At 68.0% G+C, this 18949-nt stretch carries 16 protein-coding genes; 9 read left to right on the forward strand and 7 right to left on the reverse strand.

The window, feature by feature from the left end; translation table 11 throughout:
• Window positions 1-2: 2 nt before the first annotated feature.
• Window positions 3-545, reverse strand: a complete 543-nt coding sequence (locus AB0I19_RS21505; protein WP_357150714.1) for a TIGR04338 family metallohydrolase — start codon at window positions 543-545, stop codon at window positions 3-5.
• A complete protein-coding gene (locus tag AB0I19_RS21510) occupies window positions 542-1339 on the reverse strand; it encodes a DUF2786 domain-containing protein (protein WP_357150783.1) in 798 nt (265 codons plus the stop codon). The genes AB0I19_RS21505 and AB0I19_RS21510 overlap by 4 nt, the downstream gene beginning before the upstream one ends.
• 227 nt (window positions 1340-1566) lie before the next feature.
• Here AB0I19_RS21510 and AB0I19_RS21515 point away from each other — a divergent pair, with 227 nt between their 5' ends.
• The 6 genes from AB0I19_RS21515 to AB0I19_RS21540 all read left to right on the forward strand — a co-directional run bounded on the left by AB0I19_RS21515 (window position 1567) and on the right by AB0I19_RS21540 (window position 8129).
• Window positions 1567-2814: an ABC transporter substrate-binding protein gene (locus tag AB0I19_RS21515; protein ID WP_357150715.1), complete on the forward strand. Its 1248-nt coding sequence runs from the start codon at window positions 1567-1569 to the stop codon at window positions 2812-2814.
• Window positions 2815-2859: 45 nt separating this feature from the next.
• Window positions 2860-3837, forward strand: a complete 978-nt coding sequence (locus AB0I19_RS21520) for a sugar ABC transporter permease (protein WP_067643411.1) — start codon at window positions 2860-2862, stop codon at window positions 3835-3837.
• The gene (locus AB0I19_RS21525) at window positions 3837-4736 is read left to right on the forward strand and encodes a carbohydrate ABC transporter permease (RefSeq protein ID WP_357150716.1); all 900 of its coding nucleotides are present in this window, start codon (window positions 3837-3839) and stop codon (window positions 4734-4736) included. Before AB0I19_RS21520 ends, AB0I19_RS21525 begins: the two co-directional genes overlap by 1 nt.
• Window positions 4737-4801: 65 nt before the next feature.
• On the forward strand, window positions 4802-7063 hold the full coding sequence (locus tag AB0I19_RS21530) for a transglycosylase domain-containing protein (RefSeq protein WP_357150717.1): 2262 nt from the start codon (window positions 4802-4804) through the stop codon (window positions 7061-7063).
• 170 nt (window positions 7064-7233) lie between these two features.
• Window positions 7234-7701, forward strand: a complete 468-nt coding sequence (locus tag AB0I19_RS21535) for a GyrI-like domain-containing protein (protein WP_357150718.1) — start codon at window positions 7234-7236, stop codon at window positions 7699-7701.
• A complete protein-coding gene (locus AB0I19_RS21540) occupies window positions 7698-8129 on the forward strand; it encodes a GyrI-like domain-containing protein (protein ID WP_067643408.1) in 432 nt (143 codons plus the stop codon). The genes AB0I19_RS21535 and AB0I19_RS21540 overlap by 4 nt, the downstream gene beginning before the upstream one ends.
• A 54-nt stretch (window positions 8130-8183) precedes the next feature.
• On the opposite strand, the gene AB0I19_RS21545 is transcribed toward AB0I19_RS21540, so the two are convergent.
• The 4 genes from AB0I19_RS21545 to AB0I19_RS21560 form a co-directional block, all read right to left on the reverse strand.
• Complete coding sequence (locus tag AB0I19_RS21545) at window positions 8184-9293, reverse strand: inositol-3-phosphate synthase (protein WP_181699757.1); 1110 nt, start codon at window positions 9291-9293, stop codon at window positions 8184-8186.
• Window positions 9286-9843, reverse strand: coding sequence for a PadR family transcriptional regulator (locus tag AB0I19_RS21550; RefSeq protein ID WP_067497596.1), 558 nt, complete (start codon window positions 9841-9843; stop codon window positions 9286-9288). The genes AB0I19_RS21545 and AB0I19_RS21550 overlap by 8 nt, the downstream gene beginning before the upstream one ends.
• Window positions 9844-9997: 154 nt before the next feature.
• Window positions 9998-10786, reverse strand: coding sequence for a DUF1707 domain-containing protein (locus AB0I19_RS21555; protein WP_357150719.1), 789 nt, complete (start codon window positions 10784-10786; stop codon window positions 9998-10000).
• Between the two features lie 4 nt (window positions 10787-10790).
• Complete coding sequence (locus AB0I19_RS21560; RefSeq protein WP_357150720.1) at window positions 10791-11855, reverse strand: DUF1707 domain-containing protein; 1065 nt, start codon at window positions 11853-11855, stop codon at window positions 10791-10793.
• A gap of 123 nt (window positions 11856-11978) precedes the next feature.
• Here AB0I19_RS21560 and AB0I19_RS21565 point away from each other — a divergent pair, with 123 nt between their 5' ends.
• The 3 genes from AB0I19_RS21565 to AB0I19_RS21575 all read left to right on the forward strand — a co-directional run bounded on the left by AB0I19_RS21565 (window position 11979) and on the right by AB0I19_RS21575 (window position 17153).
• Window positions 11979-12398, forward strand: coding sequence for a DUF5318 domain-containing protein (locus tag AB0I19_RS21565; RefSeq protein WP_159372838.1), 420 nt, complete (start codon window positions 11979-11981; stop codon window positions 12396-12398).
• A gap of 801 nt (window positions 12399-13199) precedes the next feature.
• Window positions 13200-15365 carry a transglycosylase domain-containing protein gene (locus AB0I19_RS21570; protein WP_357150784.1) on the forward strand — a complete coding sequence of 722 codons (2166 nt, stop codon included), beginning with the start codon at window positions 13200-13202 and terminating at the stop codon, window positions 15363-15365.
• A gap of 90 nt (window positions 15366-15455) precedes the next feature.
• Window positions 15456-17153, forward strand: a complete 1698-nt coding sequence (locus AB0I19_RS21575; RefSeq protein ID WP_357150785.1) for a glycosyltransferase 87 family protein — start codon at window positions 15456-15458, stop codon at window positions 17151-17153.
• Window positions 17154-17159: 6 nt separating this feature from the next.
• Here AB0I19_RS21575 and AB0I19_RS21580 read toward each other — a convergent pair whose 3' ends face one another.
• A complete protein-coding gene (locus AB0I19_RS21580; protein ID WP_357150721.1) occupies window positions 17160-18941 on the reverse strand; it encodes a TerD family protein in 1782 nt (593 codons plus the stop codon).
• Window positions 18942-18949: the final 8 nt, after the last annotated feature.

Consider the following 18949-nt stretch of genomic DNA (forward strand, 5'->3'; position numbering starts at 1 on the left):
ACTCACCCGAAGCGGACTCCGCAACCGGCGAATGTCGCCCGGATCAGTAGAGCCGCTTCTGGACCGATCACGCCGTCGGCCAATTCCGCATAGCGAGTACAGAATTCGGGTCCGTGCGACACTTCGTCGGGGGTCGGCGCCAAATGATGGGCGAGTTCGTGCAGAACAACCAGTTCGCGCAGCGCCCACGCGGTGGCGCCGGTATGGAGTGGGACGGCAAGCACGGCAGCGGCGCGTTCGTAGTGTGCCGCAGCCGTGCCCGCCCGCGCACGGACCCGCACGGGAATCACCGCCCGATCCCATAGGGCTCGAACCCAATTCAGCGCGAGCACCTTCTCGACATAACTCTGCACCGATTCCACCGACGCGAATCGCCGCTCGACGGGCAAGGTCACCTGCGAACCGTAGATATCGACAGTGCGATGCCCGAATTCCTCGGCGCGATCGAAGACACCGCGCACCAACTGCTCGGCGTCGTACACCCGCGCGCGCTGGGTGTCGCGTCGTGGAGCCGGACCGGAGACATCGTCGGGCTCGCTGTTCATCCCGTGAGTTTGCCGCGTGGGGCGGGTAGTTCGGTGGAGGTGCCGAGGCGGGCGTTGCGGCCCGCCCGGTCGCCGGCCTGCCGGGCCGCGGCCGAGTGGCCGGTGGAGGTCTGCGGTCCACGCCAGGTGCCGCGCGCTTCCGAGGTGGCGGTGTAGAAGTCGGTGAGGGCGAGTTCCTTGTCGCGCAGGGCGAGTGCGGTTCCGGTCGACTCGACCGCCGATTCCTCGGCGACCACCTCGGCCTTCACCTCGGCCAGTCGCGCGCCGATCCGCGCCGCGAACGCCATCTGGAAATTCAGTCGCGCCGTCACACCGGCGACCGGGGCCTGCACCTTGCGGCGCACCGTTCGGCCGAACCGCTTCTCGGTGACCACCTTCACCACCGTAGCCTCGCGATACGCACCCGACTTGATGTAGTGATCCGAGGCCCGCACCATCTGCACCAGCAGACTCGCGTACAACGCCTCGCAGGTATCGATATCGGCGTCGAAACCGTAGGCGTAGACCTGCGTGGAGGTGCGCGCGACATCGCAGCGCACGTCGTTGGCCGTGGCGATGGCGACGAACAGCTGCACGTAGGTGCGCAACCCCTTCCGTCCCGGCTCCCCGATCGGGATGATCCGCTGCACCGGGGTGGACCTGCGTTCGCGCCGCGCCACATGCGAGCGTGCCACCGCCAGATCGATCGACGACTTCGTCGCCAGCCGTTGCGCGGCCGCGAGAAACGCCTCCGCCTCATGCTCGTTGTCGGTGGCCTCGGCCTTGCGCAGCAAACCACCGATCCGGGAGAGCATCCGGTCGGGTGCGGACGGCGTCGGGCTGGTCACGGATCGAGCCTAGGACACCGCACCGACACCGCCCACACACCGAACTGACCGCAAAGTAGCCGAAGTGACGGGACGATCGGACGCGGCGGGCCACACCATGTATGTTTGCCCCTGCACCGACGCACTGTGCTGCTGCTCACTGTCTCGACCCTGGAGTGTCTGCGATGGCCTTGAAGTTTGTCCCCAGAGCGACGATGGCTGCTGCCTCGATTGCGTTGCTTACCGCATCGTTCGCCAGCGCCTGCTCGAGTGACAACGGCGGCAACGCCCTCGACCAGAACCTGACCGGGCGTGGACCGATCACCTACGTCGAGGGTAAGGACGTCTCCGAGACCGGGATGGTCAAGCAGCTCATCGACCGCTGGAACGCCGCACACCCGAACGAGCAGGTGACGTTCAAGGAGCAGTCGGCCGACGCCGACCAGCAGCGCGACGACATGGCCGAGCACTTCCGCTCCAAGCAGGACGGCTACGACGTGGTCGCCCTCGACGTGCCCTACACCGCGGAGTTCGCCGCCAAGGGCTGGATCCAGCCGCTGGAAGGCAGCTTCGCCATCGACACCGCGCCGCTGCTCGCCCCGACCGTTGCCAGCGCCACCTACAACGGCAAGCTGTACGCGGCACCGCGCAACACCAACGGCGGCCTGCTGTACTACCGCAAGGACCTGGTGCCCAACCCGCCGCGCACCTGGGCGGAGATGCTCGGCCAGTGCCAGATCGCGCGCGACAACAACATCGGCTGCTACGCCGGTCAGCTGTTCCCCTACGAGGGCCTGACCGTGAACACCTCCGAGGTCATCAACGCCTACGGCGGCAGCTTCGTCGGCGCCGACGGCAAGACCCCCACCGTGAACAGCCCCGAATCCAAAGAGGGACTGAAGGTTCTGGTCGACGCCTACCAGCGCGGCGACATCCCCAAAGAGGCCATCAGCTTCAAGGAAGGCGAGAGCGCGAACGCGTTCGAGTCGGGCAAGCTGCTGTTCCTGCGCACCTGGCCGTACCTGTACGGCCAGGCCAACGGCGAGGGCTCGATGGTGAAGGACCGCTTCGGCGTGGCACCGCTGCCCGGCAAGACCGATGTCGGCGCCTCGACCCTCGGCGGCTACAACGTCGCGATCAGCGCGTTCTCCAAGAACAAGGCCACCGCCGCCGACTTCGTTCGCTTCATGGTCAGCGAAGAGGCGCAGCAGATCGTCGCCCAGGGCGCCTTCCCGCCGGTGCGTACCTCGCTCTACGACGACCCGGCCCTGATCGCGAAGATGCCGTACCTGCCCGCGCTGAAGGAGTCGATCGCCAACGCGGTGCCGCGACCGGTCTCGCCGTTCTACGAGGCGGTGTCAAAGGCCATCCAGGACAACGCATATGCTGCGCTGAACGGCACGAAGTCCGTCGACGACGCAGTCGCAGGCATGCAAAAGGGCATCGAGACCGCTGGTTCGTAGCGGTACGCGCAGCGGACCCGACCAGACCGTAGGAGAGTAGAAACGGTGTCGGATCCTTCGGGAGCCAAGCAGCGCGGGCTAGCGCTGCAACTGAGGCAATCACGGCGGGCGTGGCTGTTCGTCACGCCGGTGATGGTCGCGCTGGCCGTGGTCATCGGTTATCCGGTGTTCCAGGCGCTGTGGATGTCGTTCCGCAAGGACGCCGGCATCGACCCCGCCACCGGCATGTTCGTCGAGGGCGGCAGCGCGGGTTTCGACAACTACACCCATTGGCTACTGCAGCAATGCAATTCGCTGATGGGTACGGTGTCGTGCCCGACCGGCACGCTCGGGTCGCAGTTCTGGGCGGCGGTCGGGGTCACCCTGTTCTTCACGGTGGTGACCGTGACGATCGAGGCGACCCTCGGCCTCGGCATGGCCATCGTGATGGGCAAGACCTTCCGTGGCCGGGCGCTGTTGCGAGCCGCGGTGCTGATCCCGTGGGCCATCCCCACCGCTGTCACCGCGCGGCTGTGGGAGTTCATGTTCCAGTACGACGGCGTGGTGAACCGGGTGCTCGGCACCGAGATCCTGTGGACCTCGGATGTGTGGGCCTCGCGGTTCGCGGTGATCGTGGCCGACGTGTGGAAGACCACCCCGTTCATGGCGCTGCTGATCCTGGCCGGGCTGCAGGTGATCCCGAACGACGTGTACGAGGCGGCCAAGGTCGACGGCGCCTCGGCCTGGCAGCGGTTCGTGCACATCACGCTGCCGCTGCTCAAGCCCGCACTGCTGGTCGCGGTGCTGTTCCGCACCATGGACGCGCTGCGCATGTACGACCTGCCCGCGATCATGACCGGCGCGAACCCGGCCACCAGCACCCTGTCGATCCTGGTGGTCGACCAGGTGCGCCAAGGTCCCAACAGCGCGGCCGCCCTGTCGACGATCACCTTCGTGCTGGTGTTCGCGATCGCGTTCCTGCTGGTGAAGGTGCTGGGCGCCAACGCCGTTCGCACGCAGGAAGAGCAGCGGAAGGCGAACTGATGAGCATCTCGATGACCAAAGAGCCCACCGTCGAACGCGAACCTGTTGCGACACAGTCGGTTTCGTGGCGCAAGCGGCTCGGAACCGTTCGCCTGTACCTCGGTGTGGCGATCGTGCTCGTGTGGGGGCTCGGACCGTTCTATTGGATGGCCGTTGTCGCGTTCCGCGACCCGGCCCACACCTTCGACAGCACTCCGTGGCCGACCCACGTGACGCTGGAGAACTTCCGCAACGCCTTCGACACCAGCCGCGGCAACGACTTCGGCAAGGCGCTGCTCAACAGCGTGATCATCGGCTCGGTGACGACGGTGGTCGCGTTGTTGCTCGGCGTGCTCGCCGCGTACGCGCTCGCCCGGATGACCTTCGCGGGCAAGTACCTGGTTTCGGGGCTGATCCTTTCGGCGTCGATGTTCCCTGCCGTCGTGCTGGTGACGCCGCTGTTCCAGCTGTTCACCGACCTCGGCTGGATCGGCCAGTACCAGGCGATGATCATCCCGAACATCTCGTTCGTACTGCCGATGACGGTGTACATCCTTGCGTCGTTCTTCGCCGAATTGCCCTGGGAGCTCGAAGAAGCCGCGCGCATCGACGGTGCGAGCAAGCTGCAGGCGTTCCGGTTGGTCATGTTGCCGCTGGCGGCGCCCGCGGTTTTCACCACCGCGATCCTGGCGTTCATCGCCTCGGTCAACGAATATCTGCTCGCCCGGTTGCTCTCCGGTGAGCAGACCAAGCCGGTGACGGTCGCCATCGCGAGCTTCTCCGGCAACGACCCGCTGGTCCAGCCGTACGCGGCGATCATGGCGGCCGGTGTGATCGTCACCGTGCCGCTGGTGATCATGGTGCTGATCTTCCAGCGCCGCATCATCTCCGGCCTCACCGCGGGTGGCGTGAAGAGCTGACGGGCGTGCTCCTCCCGGGTTATGCCGGTGCAGGCGGGTAAAGTCGCCTGCACCGACGGGAGGAGATGGTCGTGGCCGGCAGGCGCGGGCGTTCCGACGAGGACGTGCCGTATACGTCGATCGCAGGCTTCCGGGATCCTCTGCGCGAGCAGCAGCCGCGCAAGGGTGCGGCCCGGCGAGCCCAGGCTGCCCGGCTGGCGGGCGACGACGACCCGGAACCCCGCCCGCCACGCACCAGGGCGCAGCGGATCCGGCGGCTGGTCTTCGCGCTGTTCGTGATCTTCGTGTGTGTGCCCGCGCTGCTGTTCTTCGCGGTGTACTGGAGTTCGGAGATCCCCGAACCGGGCGAGGTGGCCGTCGAGCAACCGGCGACGGTACTGGCCGCCGACGGTACGACGGTGCTGGCGAAAATCATTCCGCCGCAAGGCAACCGGATCCCGATCCCGCTGACCGAGGTGCCCATGCACGTGCGGGAGGCGGTGCTCGCGGCCGAGGACCGCACCTTCTACACCAACGCCGGATACTCCACGAGCGGGTTCCTGCGCGCGGCACGGGACAACCTGGCCGGGCACGACAACGCCGGTGGCGGGTCGACGATCACCCAGCAGTACGTGAAGAACGCCTTCCTGAGTTCCGAACGCACCGTCACCCGCAAGATGCGTGAGCTCATCATCGCGGCGAAGATGTCGCGGCAGTGGAGCAAGGACGAGATCCTCGCCGCGTACCTGAACACCATCTACTACGGTCGCGGCGCCTACGGCATCGCGGCGGCGGCCAAGGCCTACTTCGGTAAGCCGGTGCCGGAACTGACACTGGCCGAAGGCGCGGTGCTGGCCGCGGTGATCCGTTCCCCCTCGGTGCTCGACCCGGAAACCCACTTCGACCAGTTGCGCGCCCGCTGGCAGTACGTGCTCGACGGGATGGTCGAGATGCGCGTACTCGCTCCGGGCGACCGTGACGCGACGGTGTTCCCGCCGATCCTCGCCCTCGACGACGTGGCGACCGAACCCGAGGCATCGGGGCCCGAGGGCCACATCCGCACCATGGTGCTGCGAGAACTGCGCGCCGCCGGACTCACCGACGCCGACATCAATACCGGCGCCCTGCAGATCACCACGACCATCGATCCGGTCGCGCAGGCTGGCGCCGTCGACAGCGTGCGCGCCCGATCCTCCTGGCAGCCACCGGAATTGCGGGCGGCCGTAGTGTCGATCGACCCGCGAAGCGGTGCGGTGCGCGCCTACTACGGCGGCGAGGACGGCACCGGCTTCGACTTCGCCCAGGCGCCGCTGCAAACCGGTTCGGCCTTCAAGGTTTTCGCGCTCGTCGCGGCCCAGATGCAGGGCATCCCGGTGACGCGGGCGATCGACAGTTCGCCCATCACCGACCGTGGCACGACCATCACCAATGTGGACGGCGATTCGTGTGGACGTTGTTCGCTGGCCGAGGCGCTGAAACGCTCCCTCAACACCAGTTTCTACCGGCTCACCATGACGATGGCCGACGGTCCGCGCTCGGTGGCCCAGGCGGCGCATCTCGCGGGCATCCCCGAGCACATTCCGGGTGTCGATGGCGAGACGCTCACCGAGAACGGCGAGCCACCGCTCAACGGAATCGTGTTGGGGCAGTATCTGGTTCGGCCGATCGATATGGCGTCGGCGTATGCCACCCTCGCCGCGTCGGGGGTGTACCGGCAGCCGTACTTCGTGCAGCGGGTGACCACCGGCAACGGTCAGGTGCTGCTCGATCGTGGTCCGCCGGAAACCCGTAGGGGCAAACAACTTCCGGAACCGGAGCAGCGCATCAGCCCGGCCATCGCCGACGCGACCACGCGGGCGATGGAGCCGATCGCCAACTACTCCAACGGGCACGGGCTGGCCGGGGGCAGGCCGTCGGCGAGCAAGACGGGGACGACTCAGTTGGGTGAGACCAAGGCCAACAAGGACGCCTGGATGGTCGGGTACACGCCGTCGCTGTCCACGGCGGTGTGGGTGGGCACCGAGCATCCGCAGCCGTTGCGCGACGGACGCGGCAACCCGATCTGGGGTTCGGGGCTGCCCGCCGATATCTGGAAGCAGACGATGGACACCGCGCTCGCCGGTTCGCCCGTGGAGGAATTCCCGACTCCGCCGCTGGGCGGCAGCGGGTCACTGGTACCTGCCCCACCACCCTCGTCCGGTGGTGGTGGGGGTGGCGGCTTCGACATCCTCAACCCACCGAGCGACACACCACGCAATCCGGCGCCGATCATCATCATCCCGCCCGCTCCGAGCCCGAGTACACCCGGCGAATGGTTCCCCGGACTGGGTGGTGAGGCGCCGCGATAGATCACGGATTGGACAGGCGTGACCACACATCTGCACGAACATGGCAACATCGTTGGCCAGTGCGCATCCGGAGATCGGGCGCCGGCGGAATCCCGGCGCGGAACCTGTCGTATCCATGCGGGAAGATGTGCGCTCGAGCGACGACGAGACTAGACATAGGGGCTACGCAGGTGGATTTCAATGTCGTTGACCGTCCCGAGATGCTGATCGCGGGCACAGTGCTGCGCAGTCCGGCGCTCGCTGTGGAGGGGCCACGACGCGCCAAAGTGGTGGAAGCGTGGCAGCGGCTACGGGCACGACAGGACTTACCCGGACCGTTCGCGACGGGCTATGTCGACTTCGCGCCCGAGATCAACTCCTACCTCACCCACATCGTCGGCTACGAATGCAAAACCCTCGCCGACCTGCGGGTAGGCGATGTGCTCGCGCGGATTCCGGCGGGCCGCTACGCGCGGTTCGTGGCGCACGGTGACGAGATCGGCGACACCATCGTCGCCCTGTGGCGCCAGGTCTGGGACGCCGAGGCCGCGGGCGAGTTCGTGCGCGCCTACACCGGCGACTGCGAGCAGTACCCCGACGAACGCACCGTCGAGATCTTCGTTTCCTTGACCGACGCGCAGAGCGGGGACAGCCGATGACCGCCGACTTCGAGATCGTCACCCTGGACAACAGCCTGATCGCCGGACTCACCGTCCCGCTGGCCGGTCGCGAGGTCACCGCCCGCGACCTCGACCTGGTGAACTTCACCTGGGACCGCTACCTGTCCCGCGAGAAGCCGGTCACCCGGGCCGCCGCCTACATCGGCCAGAACGACCACGCGGTAGCCGTCCTCGGCTACGAGGTCGCCGGCCTCGACGACGTGGACGAAGGCGACGTGCTGACCCGCATCCCCGCGGGCCGCTACGCCAAATTCGTCGTCTCCGACAAGCCCTACGACCTGCTGCGCACCGCCTGGGCCCAGGTGATCAAGGCCGAGAACGCCGGAACCATCACCCGCTCCCACACCGCGGAACTGGAGCGCTACACCGGCCCGACCAGCGTCGAGGTGTACGTCTCCCTCGACTGAGCAGACGAAAAAGGCCGGGCGCACCGATGTGCGCCCGGCCTTTCTGTTCAGTGACTAGTCGGCACCGATGATGAACGCTTCCAACTGCTTACGCGCGACATCGTCGGCGATCTGCTCCGGCGGGGACTTCATCAGGTAGGCCGAGGCCGGGATGACCGGGCCGCCGATGCCGCGGTCCTTGGCGATCTTGGCCGCGCGCACCGCGTCGATGATGATGCCCGCCGAGTTCGGCGAGTCCCACACCTCGAGCTTGTACTCCAGGTTCAGCGGCACATCGCCGAAGGCGCGACCCTCGAGGCGCACGTATGCCCACTTGCGGTCGTCGAGCCACTCCACGTAGTCCGAGGGACCGATGTGGACGTTGCGGTCGTGCACCTTGCCCGCCAGCGAACCGCTCAGGTTCGAGGTGACGGCCTGAGTCTTGGACACCTTCTTGGACTCCAGACGCTCACGCTCGAGCATGTTCTTGAAGTCCATGTTGCCGCCGACATTGAGCTGGTAGGTGCGGTCGAGCGCCACGCCACGGTCTTCGAACAGCTTGGCCATCACGCGGTGGGTGATGGTCGCGCCGACCTGGGACTTGATGTCGTCGCCGACGATCGGCACACCGGCGTCGGTGAACTTCTTGGCCCACACCGGGTCGGAGGCGATGAACACCGGCAGCGCGTTGACGAACGCGACACCCGCGTCGATGGCGCACTGGGCGTAGAACTTGTCGGCCTCTTCCGAACCCACGGGCAGGTAGGACACCAGCACGTCGACATTCGCGTCCTTCAGCGCCTTCACGACGTCGACCGCGGGGGCCTCGGACTGCTCGATGGTCTCGGCGTAGTACTTGCCGATGCCGTCGAGGGTCGGGCCACGCAGGACCGTCACGTCGGTGGGCGGCACGTCGGAGATCTTGATGGTGTTGTTCTCGCTGGCGAAGATGGCCTCGGCCAGGTCGAAGCCGACCTTCTTGGCGTCGACGTCGAACGCGGCGACGAACTTCACGTCCTTGACGTGGTAGGGACCGAACCGGACGTGCATCAGACCCGGAACGACCGCGTTCTCATCGGCGTCCTTGTAGTACTGCACGCCCTGCACCAGCGACGATGCGCAGTTGCCGACACCGACGATCGCGACGCGTACTTCGCCGGATCCAACCTTGTTGACATCACTCATGGCCGCTCTTTCCCTCTTTCTGTGGTGCCGCCTTCGTCGATTGCTCCGCCGCAATCAACTCGTTGAGCCAGCGCACTTCGCGCTCGCTTGATTCCAATCCGAGCTGGTGGAGCTGGCGGGTGTAGCGATCCAGCGAGCCACTGGCCTTCTTGATCGCTTCCCGCAGACCCTCTCGGCGCTCCTCGACCTGGCGTCGCCTGCCCTCCAGGATCCGCATCCTCGCCTCGGCGGGGGTGCGGCTGAAAAAGGCCAGATGAACACCGAAGCCGTCATCGGTGTAGTTCTGCGGACCGGTATCGGCGAGGAGTTCTTTGAACCGTTCCCGCCCGACCGGCGTGAGCCGGTAGACGCGGCGCGCACGGCGCGCGGTCGCGCCCTCCGGTATCTCCTCGGCGATCAACCCGTCGGCCTGCATCCGGCGCAGCGTCGGGTAGAGCGAACCGTAGGAGAAGGCCCGGAACGCCCCGAGCAGGCCCGTCAACCGCTTGCGCAGCTCGTAACCGTGCATGGGCGCGTCGAGGAGCAGGCCGAGAATCGCCAACTCGAGCATGCCGACCTCACTCCCTGACTATGACGGCCTGACAGGCCGAACGGACCTAACCGATGGATGCGACTTCCCACTATATCGGAGCGATACATCAGGGCGTAGTCGGATCCCTCACATGAGTGAGGAACCGACCGTCGGGGCCGAGCGAATCAGCAGGTCAGGAGTCTGCCGGGTACACCGCGATCGGTTCGCCGCTGAGCCGGATCTTCAGATAGCCGCTCTGCTCGGCCTCGTTCTTGACGTAGATGCTGATTTCCGGCTCGGCATCTTTGGCGCCACCCGGTGGAAACCGGACGAGCACGTGCGACACCCAACCACCGGGCACGCGGGTGGTCTGCGGGGCGCCTGACATCAGGCGCGCGTACTTCGCCAGGTCGACCGTGGCCAGGTCGAACGAGCGGGTGCCCGGCGGTCGCGAACCGGGTGAACCCCACCGGTCGAAATCGCCGCGATATTGCAACTCGTCCTGCTTGCCCGGCTTCCCGGAGTCGCGCTCGACCAGCGCGTACTCCGGGTAGAGCGTCAACTCGTCGGCGAGCGCGCTTCCGTATTCGGCGCGGTAGTCGGCGAGGAAATGGGCGAAGCCGTTACCGGTGGTGAGATCGGGCAGCGGCGGCGCGAGGACGGTGCTGCGGCCGAGCAGACCGGCACCTGCGCCGACCAGACCGGCGAGGACGACCGCGCCCACCGGGATCCACCAGCGGCGTGGTGCGCGGGGGATACCGCGCGCGACGGGGGTGGCTGCCAGGCCGTCGGGGATCTGCAGGTCGTCGACGAGGCGGTCGAGGTCGCCGAAGGTTTCGGCGCGCATGGCGGTGGCGGTGCGCTTGCCGTGTTCGGTCTCGGTGAGTTGGCCGTCGGCAAGGGCGGCGTCGAGCAGGGCGCACACGTCGGCGCGGTCGGCGTCGCGGGCCCGCAGGTTCTTCGCCGGGGAGGTGGTCTTCATGGCGTCATCTTTCGTACGGGTAGGTCTTCAGCACTTCGCCCGAGAGCGCGAGGACGAGATGTGCGGACTGGGAGACCTCGTTGCGCACGTAGACCGTGATCGAGGGCCTGCCGACCCAGGTGTCGTTGGCGATCCGGTAGTGGGTGACCACGCCGTCGGGTACACCGAGGGTGGTGGCGGCGGTGTTCAGCACCGCGGCGAGAGCGTCGGTGTTCACCTGGGCCAGGTCGATGTCGACCGCCTTGCGGTCACGGGTGGCGACCTGCGAATTCGAGCGTTCGAATCCGCCGCGATAGGTGTAGCTCACCGTCCAGTCACCGTTGTCGGGTGCGCGGCGGACCGCTGAGGCGTGCTCGTCGTGCAGCACTGCCTCATCGACCACGGCGTCGCCGAACTTGGTGCGGTAGTCGTCGCGGAACTGTACGAATCCGGCGATGGTGTTGAGGTTCGGGGTGGGGATCACCAGGGGCGGGGCCGCGTCGTAGTCGACCGACGCGGCGGTCTCCTTCGCCGCAGGTTCGTCGGCCCCGATCGTCCAGGCGAAGCCGCCGACCGCCGCGAGCACGACGGCCGCGATCGTCACGATGCGGAAGGTGTTGCGCGCCTTGGGTTTCACCGGCGTCGCCGGGCGCTGCTGAAGCTCGGCGACGAGGGTGGCCAGCTCACCGAGCGTGCGCGCTTCGGCGGCCAGCTCGGTCATCGCCGTGTGCTCCTCGGCATCGAGCTGACCGTCGGCGCGGGCGGTGTCGAGGGCGGCGATGGTGCGGGCTCGGTCGGCGTCGCGCGCCTTGGTTCTGGCTGGGTATTCGCCGGAATGCCTGCGGCCGAGGCGCTTCCGTTCGGTCGTCGGGCCGAACACCGCGGGCGACTGCAGATCGGCGGTCAGACCACGCAATTCACCGAGTGTGCGCGCCGAACCGGCCCGTTTCACCCGGTCGTGGTACTCCTCGGCACCGAGCTGGCCCTCCGCGTAGGCCGCGTCAAGCACGGTCGACACCTCGGCGCGATCGATATCACGCGCCCTTGTCCGGGGATCGGCGACGGAGCGCGCCTGTGGAGAATCTGCCATCTACTTGCCATGCCTCACCTGCGAAAAGACCCGGAAAGTACCCGGTATCGGGAGTCTAAGGCCGCCGGGGGCAACAAGCGGTGGCACCGGCGGTGGAAATCAATCCCGGCTACTCTGGTGATCGTGCGAATTCAGCGGCAGGTGGTGGACTATGCGCTCCGGCGCAGGTCGCTGCTCGCCGATGTCTACGCGGGGCGGGTCGGCGTCGCCGAGGTGTGCGATGCCAATCCCTACCTGCTGCGGGCCGCGAAGTTCCACGGCCGCGGCAGCGAGGTGACCTGCCCGATCTGCCGGAAAGAGCAGCTGACGTTGGTGTCGTGGGTGTTCGGCGACGGGCTCGGCCAGGCGGCCGGGTCGGCGCGCACACCCGACGAGTTGACGCGGATGGCAGAGTCGAACGAGGAATTCTCGGTGCATGTCGTCGAGGTGTGCCGCTCGTGCAGCTGGAACCACCTGGTGCAGTCGTACGTGCTCGGGTCGGCGCCCGCGCCCGCCCGTCGCCGGGCGGGACCGAGAGCGGGACGTCGCTCTGCGGCCGAATGACAGCGGCCGCGTGACGCGCCGCAGTTCGGGGTGCAAAATATCCGCGCCGGTCCTCCGGCGCGGATGTTGTGTGCCGGTCGAACCTTACGAGTTATGGAGATCTGGTCAGTGAGTTCGCCCTACGAGCCCTCCCCCTACGGTGACGATCCGCGCGGCGGCCGCCCGTCGCGGGGTGCACAACCAGGTCCGCAGTCCGGTGATCGTCCTGTCGGGCCGCCGCGTCGGCCGACGCCGCCCGCCGGACCGCCGCGCCCGCAGGGTGGACCGGGTGGGCGTCCGCCCGCACCGACCGGTCGTGGGCCCGCGCCGGGTGCGCGTGGTCCGCAGCCGCAGAACCGTCAGCCCGCGCCGCCGCCGGGTGGGATGCCGCCGCGTCGGCCGGGTCAGCCGCCGCAGCGTCCCGGTGCGCCGCAGGACCGTCCCGGTGCGCCGCAGGGCAGGCCCGCGCCGGGTCGTGCGGCCGCGCCCGCCGCAGGGGCTGTCGGCGCCACTCAGAAACTTCCACGTCCCGGTGTCGACGAGTCGACGGTGCGGGCGAGCCATCCGCCGCGGACCGCGCGCGAGGAGGCGGGTCGTCCGCGCACCGGTGGCACGCCCGTCGCCGCGCGACCCGGCGCGGGTCGCCGCCCGGGCGGACCGACCACCGGTGAACGCCGCGCCACCGGAACCGGCGGCACACCGCCGCCGGTCGGGCCACGCAATCGCCGCGATGGTGGCGGGGGCGACGACGGCTCGGGTAGGGATGGTTCGGTGACCAAGAAATCGCCGTGGCGTGCCGTGCGCCGGACACTGTATGTCCTGATGGCCTTGGCCATCGTCGTGCCGAGTGCCGTTTTCCTCGTCGCCTACACCACCGTTTCGGTGCCCAAGCCGGAGGACCTCGAGACCAACCAGGTCGCCATGATCTACGCCTCCGACGGGACGAGCGTGATCAGCAAGGTGGTCCCGCCGCAGGGCAACCGCACCGAGGTCTCCATCGACCAGATCCCGCCGCATGTGCGCAATGCCGTGATCGCCGCCGAGGACCGCGACTTCTACACCAACCCGGGCTTCTCGGTCTCGGGCTTCGCGCGCGCCGCCCGCGACAACATCCTCGGCAAGGAAAGCGCCGGTGGTGGTTCGACCATCACCCAGCAGTACGTGAAGAACGCGCTGGTCGGTGACGAGCGCTCGATGACCCGAAAGATGCACGAGCTGGTGATCTCGGCCAAGATGGCCCGCCAGTGGAGCAAGGAGGAAATCCTTGCCGCCTACCTGAACACCATCTACTTCGGTCGTGGCGCGTACGGCATCGACGCCGCCGCCAAGGCCTACTTCGGCAAGCCGGTGCAGGAGCTGTCCGTGTCCGAGGGCGCCGTCCTCGCCGCGACCATCCAGCTGCCCTCGCTGCTGGACCCGGAGAAGAACCCCACCGGCGCGAAGTCGCGCTGGAACTACGTCCTCGACGGCATGGTCTCCGGCGGCAACCTGTCGGCGGCCGAACGTCAGTCGATGCAGTACCCGGCCGTGGTGCCCATCGCGTCGCTCGGCGAGAACAGCCTGGACTCCGGCCCCGAGGGGCACGTGAAGAACCGGGTGCTCGAGGAGCTGTCGGCCGCGGGGATCAGCGAGCAGCAGCTCAACACCGAGGGCCTGCAGATCACCACGACCATCGACCCGAAGGCCCAGGAAGCCGCGGTGAACGCCGCGCGCAACAAGCTCGACGGCGAACCCGAGAACCTGCGCACCGCGGTGGTGTCCATCGACCCACGCACCGGTGCTGTCCGCGCCTACTACGGCGGTGAGGACGGCCAGGGCTACGACTTCGCCAACGCGGGTCTGCCGACCGGTTCGTCGTTCAAGGTGATCGGTCTTGCCGCCAACCTCGAGCAGGGCATTCCGCTGTCGCAGATGTACGACAGCTCGCCGCTCAAGGTCAACGGCATCGAGATCAACAATGTCGAAGGCCAGTCGTGCGGTATGTGCACGATCGCCGAGTCGCTGAAGCGGTCGCTGAACACCAGCTTCTACCGGATGCAGCTCGACATGCAGAACGGTCCGCAGAAGATCGCCGACATGGGTCACAAGCTCGGCATCGCCAAGGAACTGCCGGGCGTGGGCCCCACGCTCACCGAACCCGACGGCGCGGGCCCCAACAACGGCATCATCCTCGGCCAGTACCAGTCGCGTCCGCTCGACATGGCCTCGGCCTACGCCACGCTGGCCGCCTCCGGCATGTACCACGCACCGCACTTCGTGCAGCGCGTCGTCACCGCCGACGGGCAGGTACTGCTCGATCGCGGCGAACCGGCCGGTGAGCAGCGGGTGAGCGCGGCCGTCGCCGACAACGTCACCGCGGCGATGAAGCCGATCGCGGCCTACTCCAACAACCACAACCTGGCCGGTGGCCGGGAATCGGCCGCCAAGACCGGTACCCACCAGCTCGGCGACACCGGCAACAACCGCGACGCCTGGATGGTCGGCTACACGCCGTCGCTGTCGACCGCGGTGTGGGTCGGTACCGAACAGGGTGACCCGCTGAAGAACTACGGTGGCTCGCACATCTACGGTTCCGGCCTGCCGTCCGACATCTGGAAGGCCACGATGGACGGCGCCCTGGCGGGGACCCCCACCGAGACGTTCCCCAAGCCCGCCGCGATCAAGGGCCAGGCCGGTGTGCCGGAATGGTCGGCGCCCTACACGGCGCCGGAGACCACCGCGCCGACCATCGCGCCGCCGGTGATCGTGCCGTCGCAGGTGGAGATCCTGCCCGGTATCCGCATTCCCGTGCCCGGTGTGCAGCAGCCCGCCGTGCAGGCGCCGCAGCAGGCCGAGCCGACCACCGGCCCGCTGCCCGGTCAGCCGACCGCGACGCCGGGCGAGTCACCCGGCAACGGCAACGGCAACGGCAACGGCAGGCCTGGTGGTGGCGGCAACGACGACGAGGAGAGCGGCGGCGCGGGAGCCACACCGACGCGCTCCCGATAGCCACCGGTAGCCTCGGATGTCGTGACCGATCAGCAACTCGCGGACCAGCCGGCGCCGAATGACACCTGGCCCGGCCGCGAGCCGCAGTACGTGTCGCCCGCACCATTGGCACCGGACCTGCGTTCGATCGACGCGCGAGACCGCCCGAGCCGCAACGATTCCCTCACCTCGCAACTGTCGACGGTGATCGGCGGCCCGGTCGGCGCGCACGCGCTGATCGGGCGGGTCCGGTTCTGGACGCCGCTGCGGGTGCTGTTCGCCTTCACCGTCGTCTTCCTCGCGCTCGGCTGGGCGACGAAGGCGGGCTGCATCCAGCAGACCGACGACGGCGCTGGCGGGCTGATGCTCGACTGGAACAACGGCCGTCAGTACACGGCCATGTGCTACTCCGACACGGTGCCGCTCTACGGTGCCGAACGGCTCAACGAGGGCGCGTTCCCGTACAAGAAGTACTGGATCGAGTCGACACCCGAGGGTGGCACCGAGGTCAGATACATGGAGTACCCGGTGCTTTCGGGGCTCTACCAGTACGCGGCCATGCAGATCGGCAATGTGTGGGATCACCTGCCGCTGCCCGGCGCGCTGTCGGTTGTCGTGTACTTCAATGTGGTCGCGCTCGGGTTGGCCGTTGGGTGGCTGATCACGGTGTGGGCGTCGTCGCGACTGGCCGGGCGACGGGTCTGGGATGCCGCGTTGATCGCGGTGTCGCCGTTGGTGATCGTGCACATCTTCACCAATTTCGACGCCCTCGCAACGGCTTTCGCGGCCACCGGGTTGTTGGCATGGGCGCGGCGGCGGCCCGTGCTCGCCGGGGTGCTGCTCGGTCTGGGCGGTGCGGCGAAGTTGTATCCGCTGCTGTTGCTCGGGCCGATCATCGTGTTGTGTCTGCGCACCGATCCGATGCAACGTGTGCCCGCCGCTCAGGCCGGTCTGCGATTACGCGATATCGACAGCCTCGCCGCGGCTCGCGCCTGGCTGCGTGCAACACCGACGCGCACACGGATTTTCGCGCATCGTCCGCTCGGTTCGGCAACGCTCGCTGTGGCGGCGGCCCTCGGTACGTGGGGTGCGGTGAACCTGCCGATCGCGGTGCTGTTCCCGAACGGGTGGCGAGAGTTCTTCCGCCTCAACACCACCCGTCACGCCGATCCCGACTCGATCTACAACGTGATCTCCTCATTCACCGGCTGGGAGGGCTTCGACGGTCCGCTGTCGCACGGTGAGCCCCCGGCCATCCTGAACACGGTCTCGCTACTGCTGTTCGTCCTGGCCTGCGCGGGCATCGCCTACCTGGCACTCACCGCCAACCGCCGCCCCCGCCTCGCCCAACTGTGCTTCCTTGTCGTCGCCGCGTTCCTGCTCACCAACAAGGTGTGGAGCCCGCAGTACTCCCTGTGGTTGGTCCCCCTCGCCGTCCTCGCGCTCCCCCACCGCCGAATCCTGTTGGCCTGGATGACAATCGATGCCCTGGTCTGGGTGCCACGCATGTTCTATTACCTCGGCGAGGACAACAAAGGCCTCCCCGAACAGTGGTTCACCGCCACGGTGGTGCTGCGTGACCTGGCTGTCATCGGCCTGTGCGCCATGATCATCTACCAAATCCTGCGCCCCGAAGCCGACCTGGTCCGCCGCGACCACGTAGACGACCCCGCAGGCGGCATCCTCGACCGCGCCCCGGACCCACTCCTGCCCTGGCTCCCCCACTTCCTCCAGCCACGGAGGAGTTGGACCGACACCGCGAATCCGAACACCGTCCGAGTAGATGCGGGACCGCCCCGCGTCTACTGAGCGGTCCTACATCCGCAGGTAGCGGGCCTGGAGTTCGGGTTCGAGGGGGAGCATGTCTAGGTCTAGTTCCCAGGCGTTGCCGGTCCAGGGGTCGAAGAGGGGGGTGCCGGGGAGGGTGGGGAGGTGGCGGCAGGATTGGGAGAGGAGGGTGGCGGGGGCGTCGGCGGCGTCGGGGGTGGCGGTGCCGACGATGAGGAGGGAGAGGCCGATGAGGTCGCCGCGGACCATGAGCTGGCCGAGGCGGACTACGTCGGCGGCTTGGTAGCCGTGGGGGAAGTCGGCCGCTACCAGAATGCGGTGTTCTTTCGGGGGCGCCACTTCGCCTGCGTGGTAGGCGATTTCCGCCAGTTCGGCGGCGTTGGCCAGTTCGGCCAGGCGCGGGGAGATGTCGAGGTGGTCGGCGATCACCGGGCCCGCGAGTAGCGGGGACAGGGGTGTGGCGAGGCCGCGTAGGCCACCGGTGAGGTCGATCAGGTCGATGCGGGTGGGCCGGTCGGGGATGGCGGCGACGAGGCGTGCCAGCAGGGCGCCGACCACGCGGGAGGCGGCGGCGCTCGACTCGGTGTCGACCCACAGCGGCCGATTCAGCGGCACCGGAACGCAATACGGGACGCGCAGGTCGCCGCGGTCGGGGGCGTAGAGCTCGCCGAGGCGGATGCCATCGCTGGCGGCGGCGCGGGTGGTCCACGCGGGGGCCAGCCAGGAGGCCAGGGCTGCGGGCATCACGGAGTCGGCTTCGGCGATCTCGCGGGCGAGCATGTCGCTGTCGCGGCGGTGGTCGGCATCGGCGCGACCGACCAGCTCGTCGTGACGGCGTTGCGCGGCGTGACGGGCGGCGTCAGCGGCGGGGGTGTTTCGCGTTGCCGGATTCGAAACCGCTTCCGACAGTTCCTGATCCAGGCGCTTGACGGCGTAGTCGCGCGCCGAGACGAGGGCTGCTGCGGAGCGTGCGGCGTCCTCGAAGATCATCCACATGCGCTGTAGGCCGTGGTCGACTTCGAGGGGGATGCCGGGGGCGGGCGTCGGTTGGGCGAGCGATTCGGTCGAGGCAGCAGCATGGCCCGAAGCTGGTCCCGCCGACGCGCCTGCTCCATGAATCGGCGCCACGGGCACCGTCCCATCCGGAACGTGACCGCCCTGCGCAGCACCGCCAGGCACACCGCCGAAGGCAGCACCGCCAGGCACACCGCCGAAGGCAGCACCGCCAGGTACGCCACCGTGGGCACTACCGCTGAACGAATCGCCCTGCGCGCCCGACCCGAAACCACCGGGCGCCGACGGCACGCCATCTACCACGTTGTGCCCGAAAGATGCGGTACCCGAAGCACTTTGGCCGGAAACACCATGTGTGCTCAACAACTGAGCCACGCCACCGGCATAACCCTGGCCGAGCGCACGCAACTTCCATCCCGAGCCCCGCCGATACACTTCGAGACAGATCAGCGAACTCTCTCCCGCCGTCGGCGAGATGACGAATTCCGCTGTGGGAATGCCGTTCTCGGCGAACGACGCGGTAACCGGCCCGAGCACGTGCCCGGCGGCGACGAACAGCAGCACGGCGTGCGCGTCCGAACGCACCTGGGACAGGGTCAGTTCCACCGAACCGCCACCGAATCGCACACCGGGAGCCGAGGGACGCGACGCGCACACATGATCGTGTTCGTCGCGCACCCGCAGGTCCTCGCCGACCACGAGCGCGCCGAGTTCGACGGTGCCCGTGGTCTGGGCGGTGAAACGCACGGAGTCGGCGGTCAGTGCGGTGTTCTGCCCTGCCTTCAGGTGAATCACGGTGTCTG

Source organism: Nocardia sp. NPDC050413, assembly GCF_040655475.1.
Classification (GTDB): Bacteria; Actinomycetota; Actinomycetes; order Mycobacteriales; family Mycobacteriaceae; genus Nocardia; species Nocardia coubleae.

Excerpts from the sequence above, each read along its gene's own strand:
- AB0I19_RS21515 (WP_357150715.1), top strand. The coding sequence starts at position 1,567 with ATGGCTGCTGCCTCGATTGCGTTGCTTACCGCATCGTTCGCCAGCGCC.
- AB0I19_RS21505 (WP_357150714.1), bottom strand. The coding sequence starts at position 545 with ATGAACAGCGAGCCCGACGATGTCTCCGGTCCGGCTCCACGACGCGAC.
- AB0I19_RS21525 (WP_357150716.1), top strand. The coding sequence starts at position 3,837 with ATGAGCATCTCGATGACCAAAGAGCCCACCGTCGAACGCGAACCTGTT.
- AB0I19_RS21545 (WP_181699757.1), bottom strand. The coding sequence starts at position 9,293 with ATGAGTGATGTCAACAAGGTTGGATCCGGCGAAGTACGCGTCGCGATC.
- AB0I19_RS21570 (WP_357150784.1), top strand. The coding sequence starts at position 13,200 with ATGGCCTTGGCCATCGTCGTGCCGAGTGCCGTTTTCCTCGTCGCCTAC.
- AB0I19_RS21560 (WP_357150720.1), bottom strand. The coding sequence starts at position 11,855 with ATGGCAGATTCTCCACAGGCGCGCTCCGTCGCCGATCCCCGGACAAGG.
- AB0I19_RS21530 (WP_357150717.1), top strand. The coding sequence starts at position 4,802 with ATGGTCGTGGCCGGCAGGCGCGGGCGTTCCGACGAGGACGTGCCGTAT.
- AB0I19_RS21555 (WP_357150719.1), bottom strand. The coding sequence starts at position 10,786 with ATGAAGACCACCTCCCCGGCGAAGAACCTGCGGGCCCGCGACGCCGAC.
- AB0I19_RS21510 (WP_357150783.1), bottom strand. The coding sequence starts at position 1,339 with ATGCTCTCCCGGATCGGTGGTTTGCTGCGCAAGGCCGAGGCCACCGAC.
- AB0I19_RS21550 (WP_067497596.1), bottom strand. The coding sequence starts at position 9,843 with ATGCTCGAGTTGGCGATTCTCGGCCTGCTCCTCGACGCGCCCATGCAC.
- AB0I19_RS21540 (WP_067643408.1), top strand. The coding sequence starts at position 7,698 with ATGACCGCCGACTTCGAGATCGTCACCCTGGACAACAGCCTGATCGCC.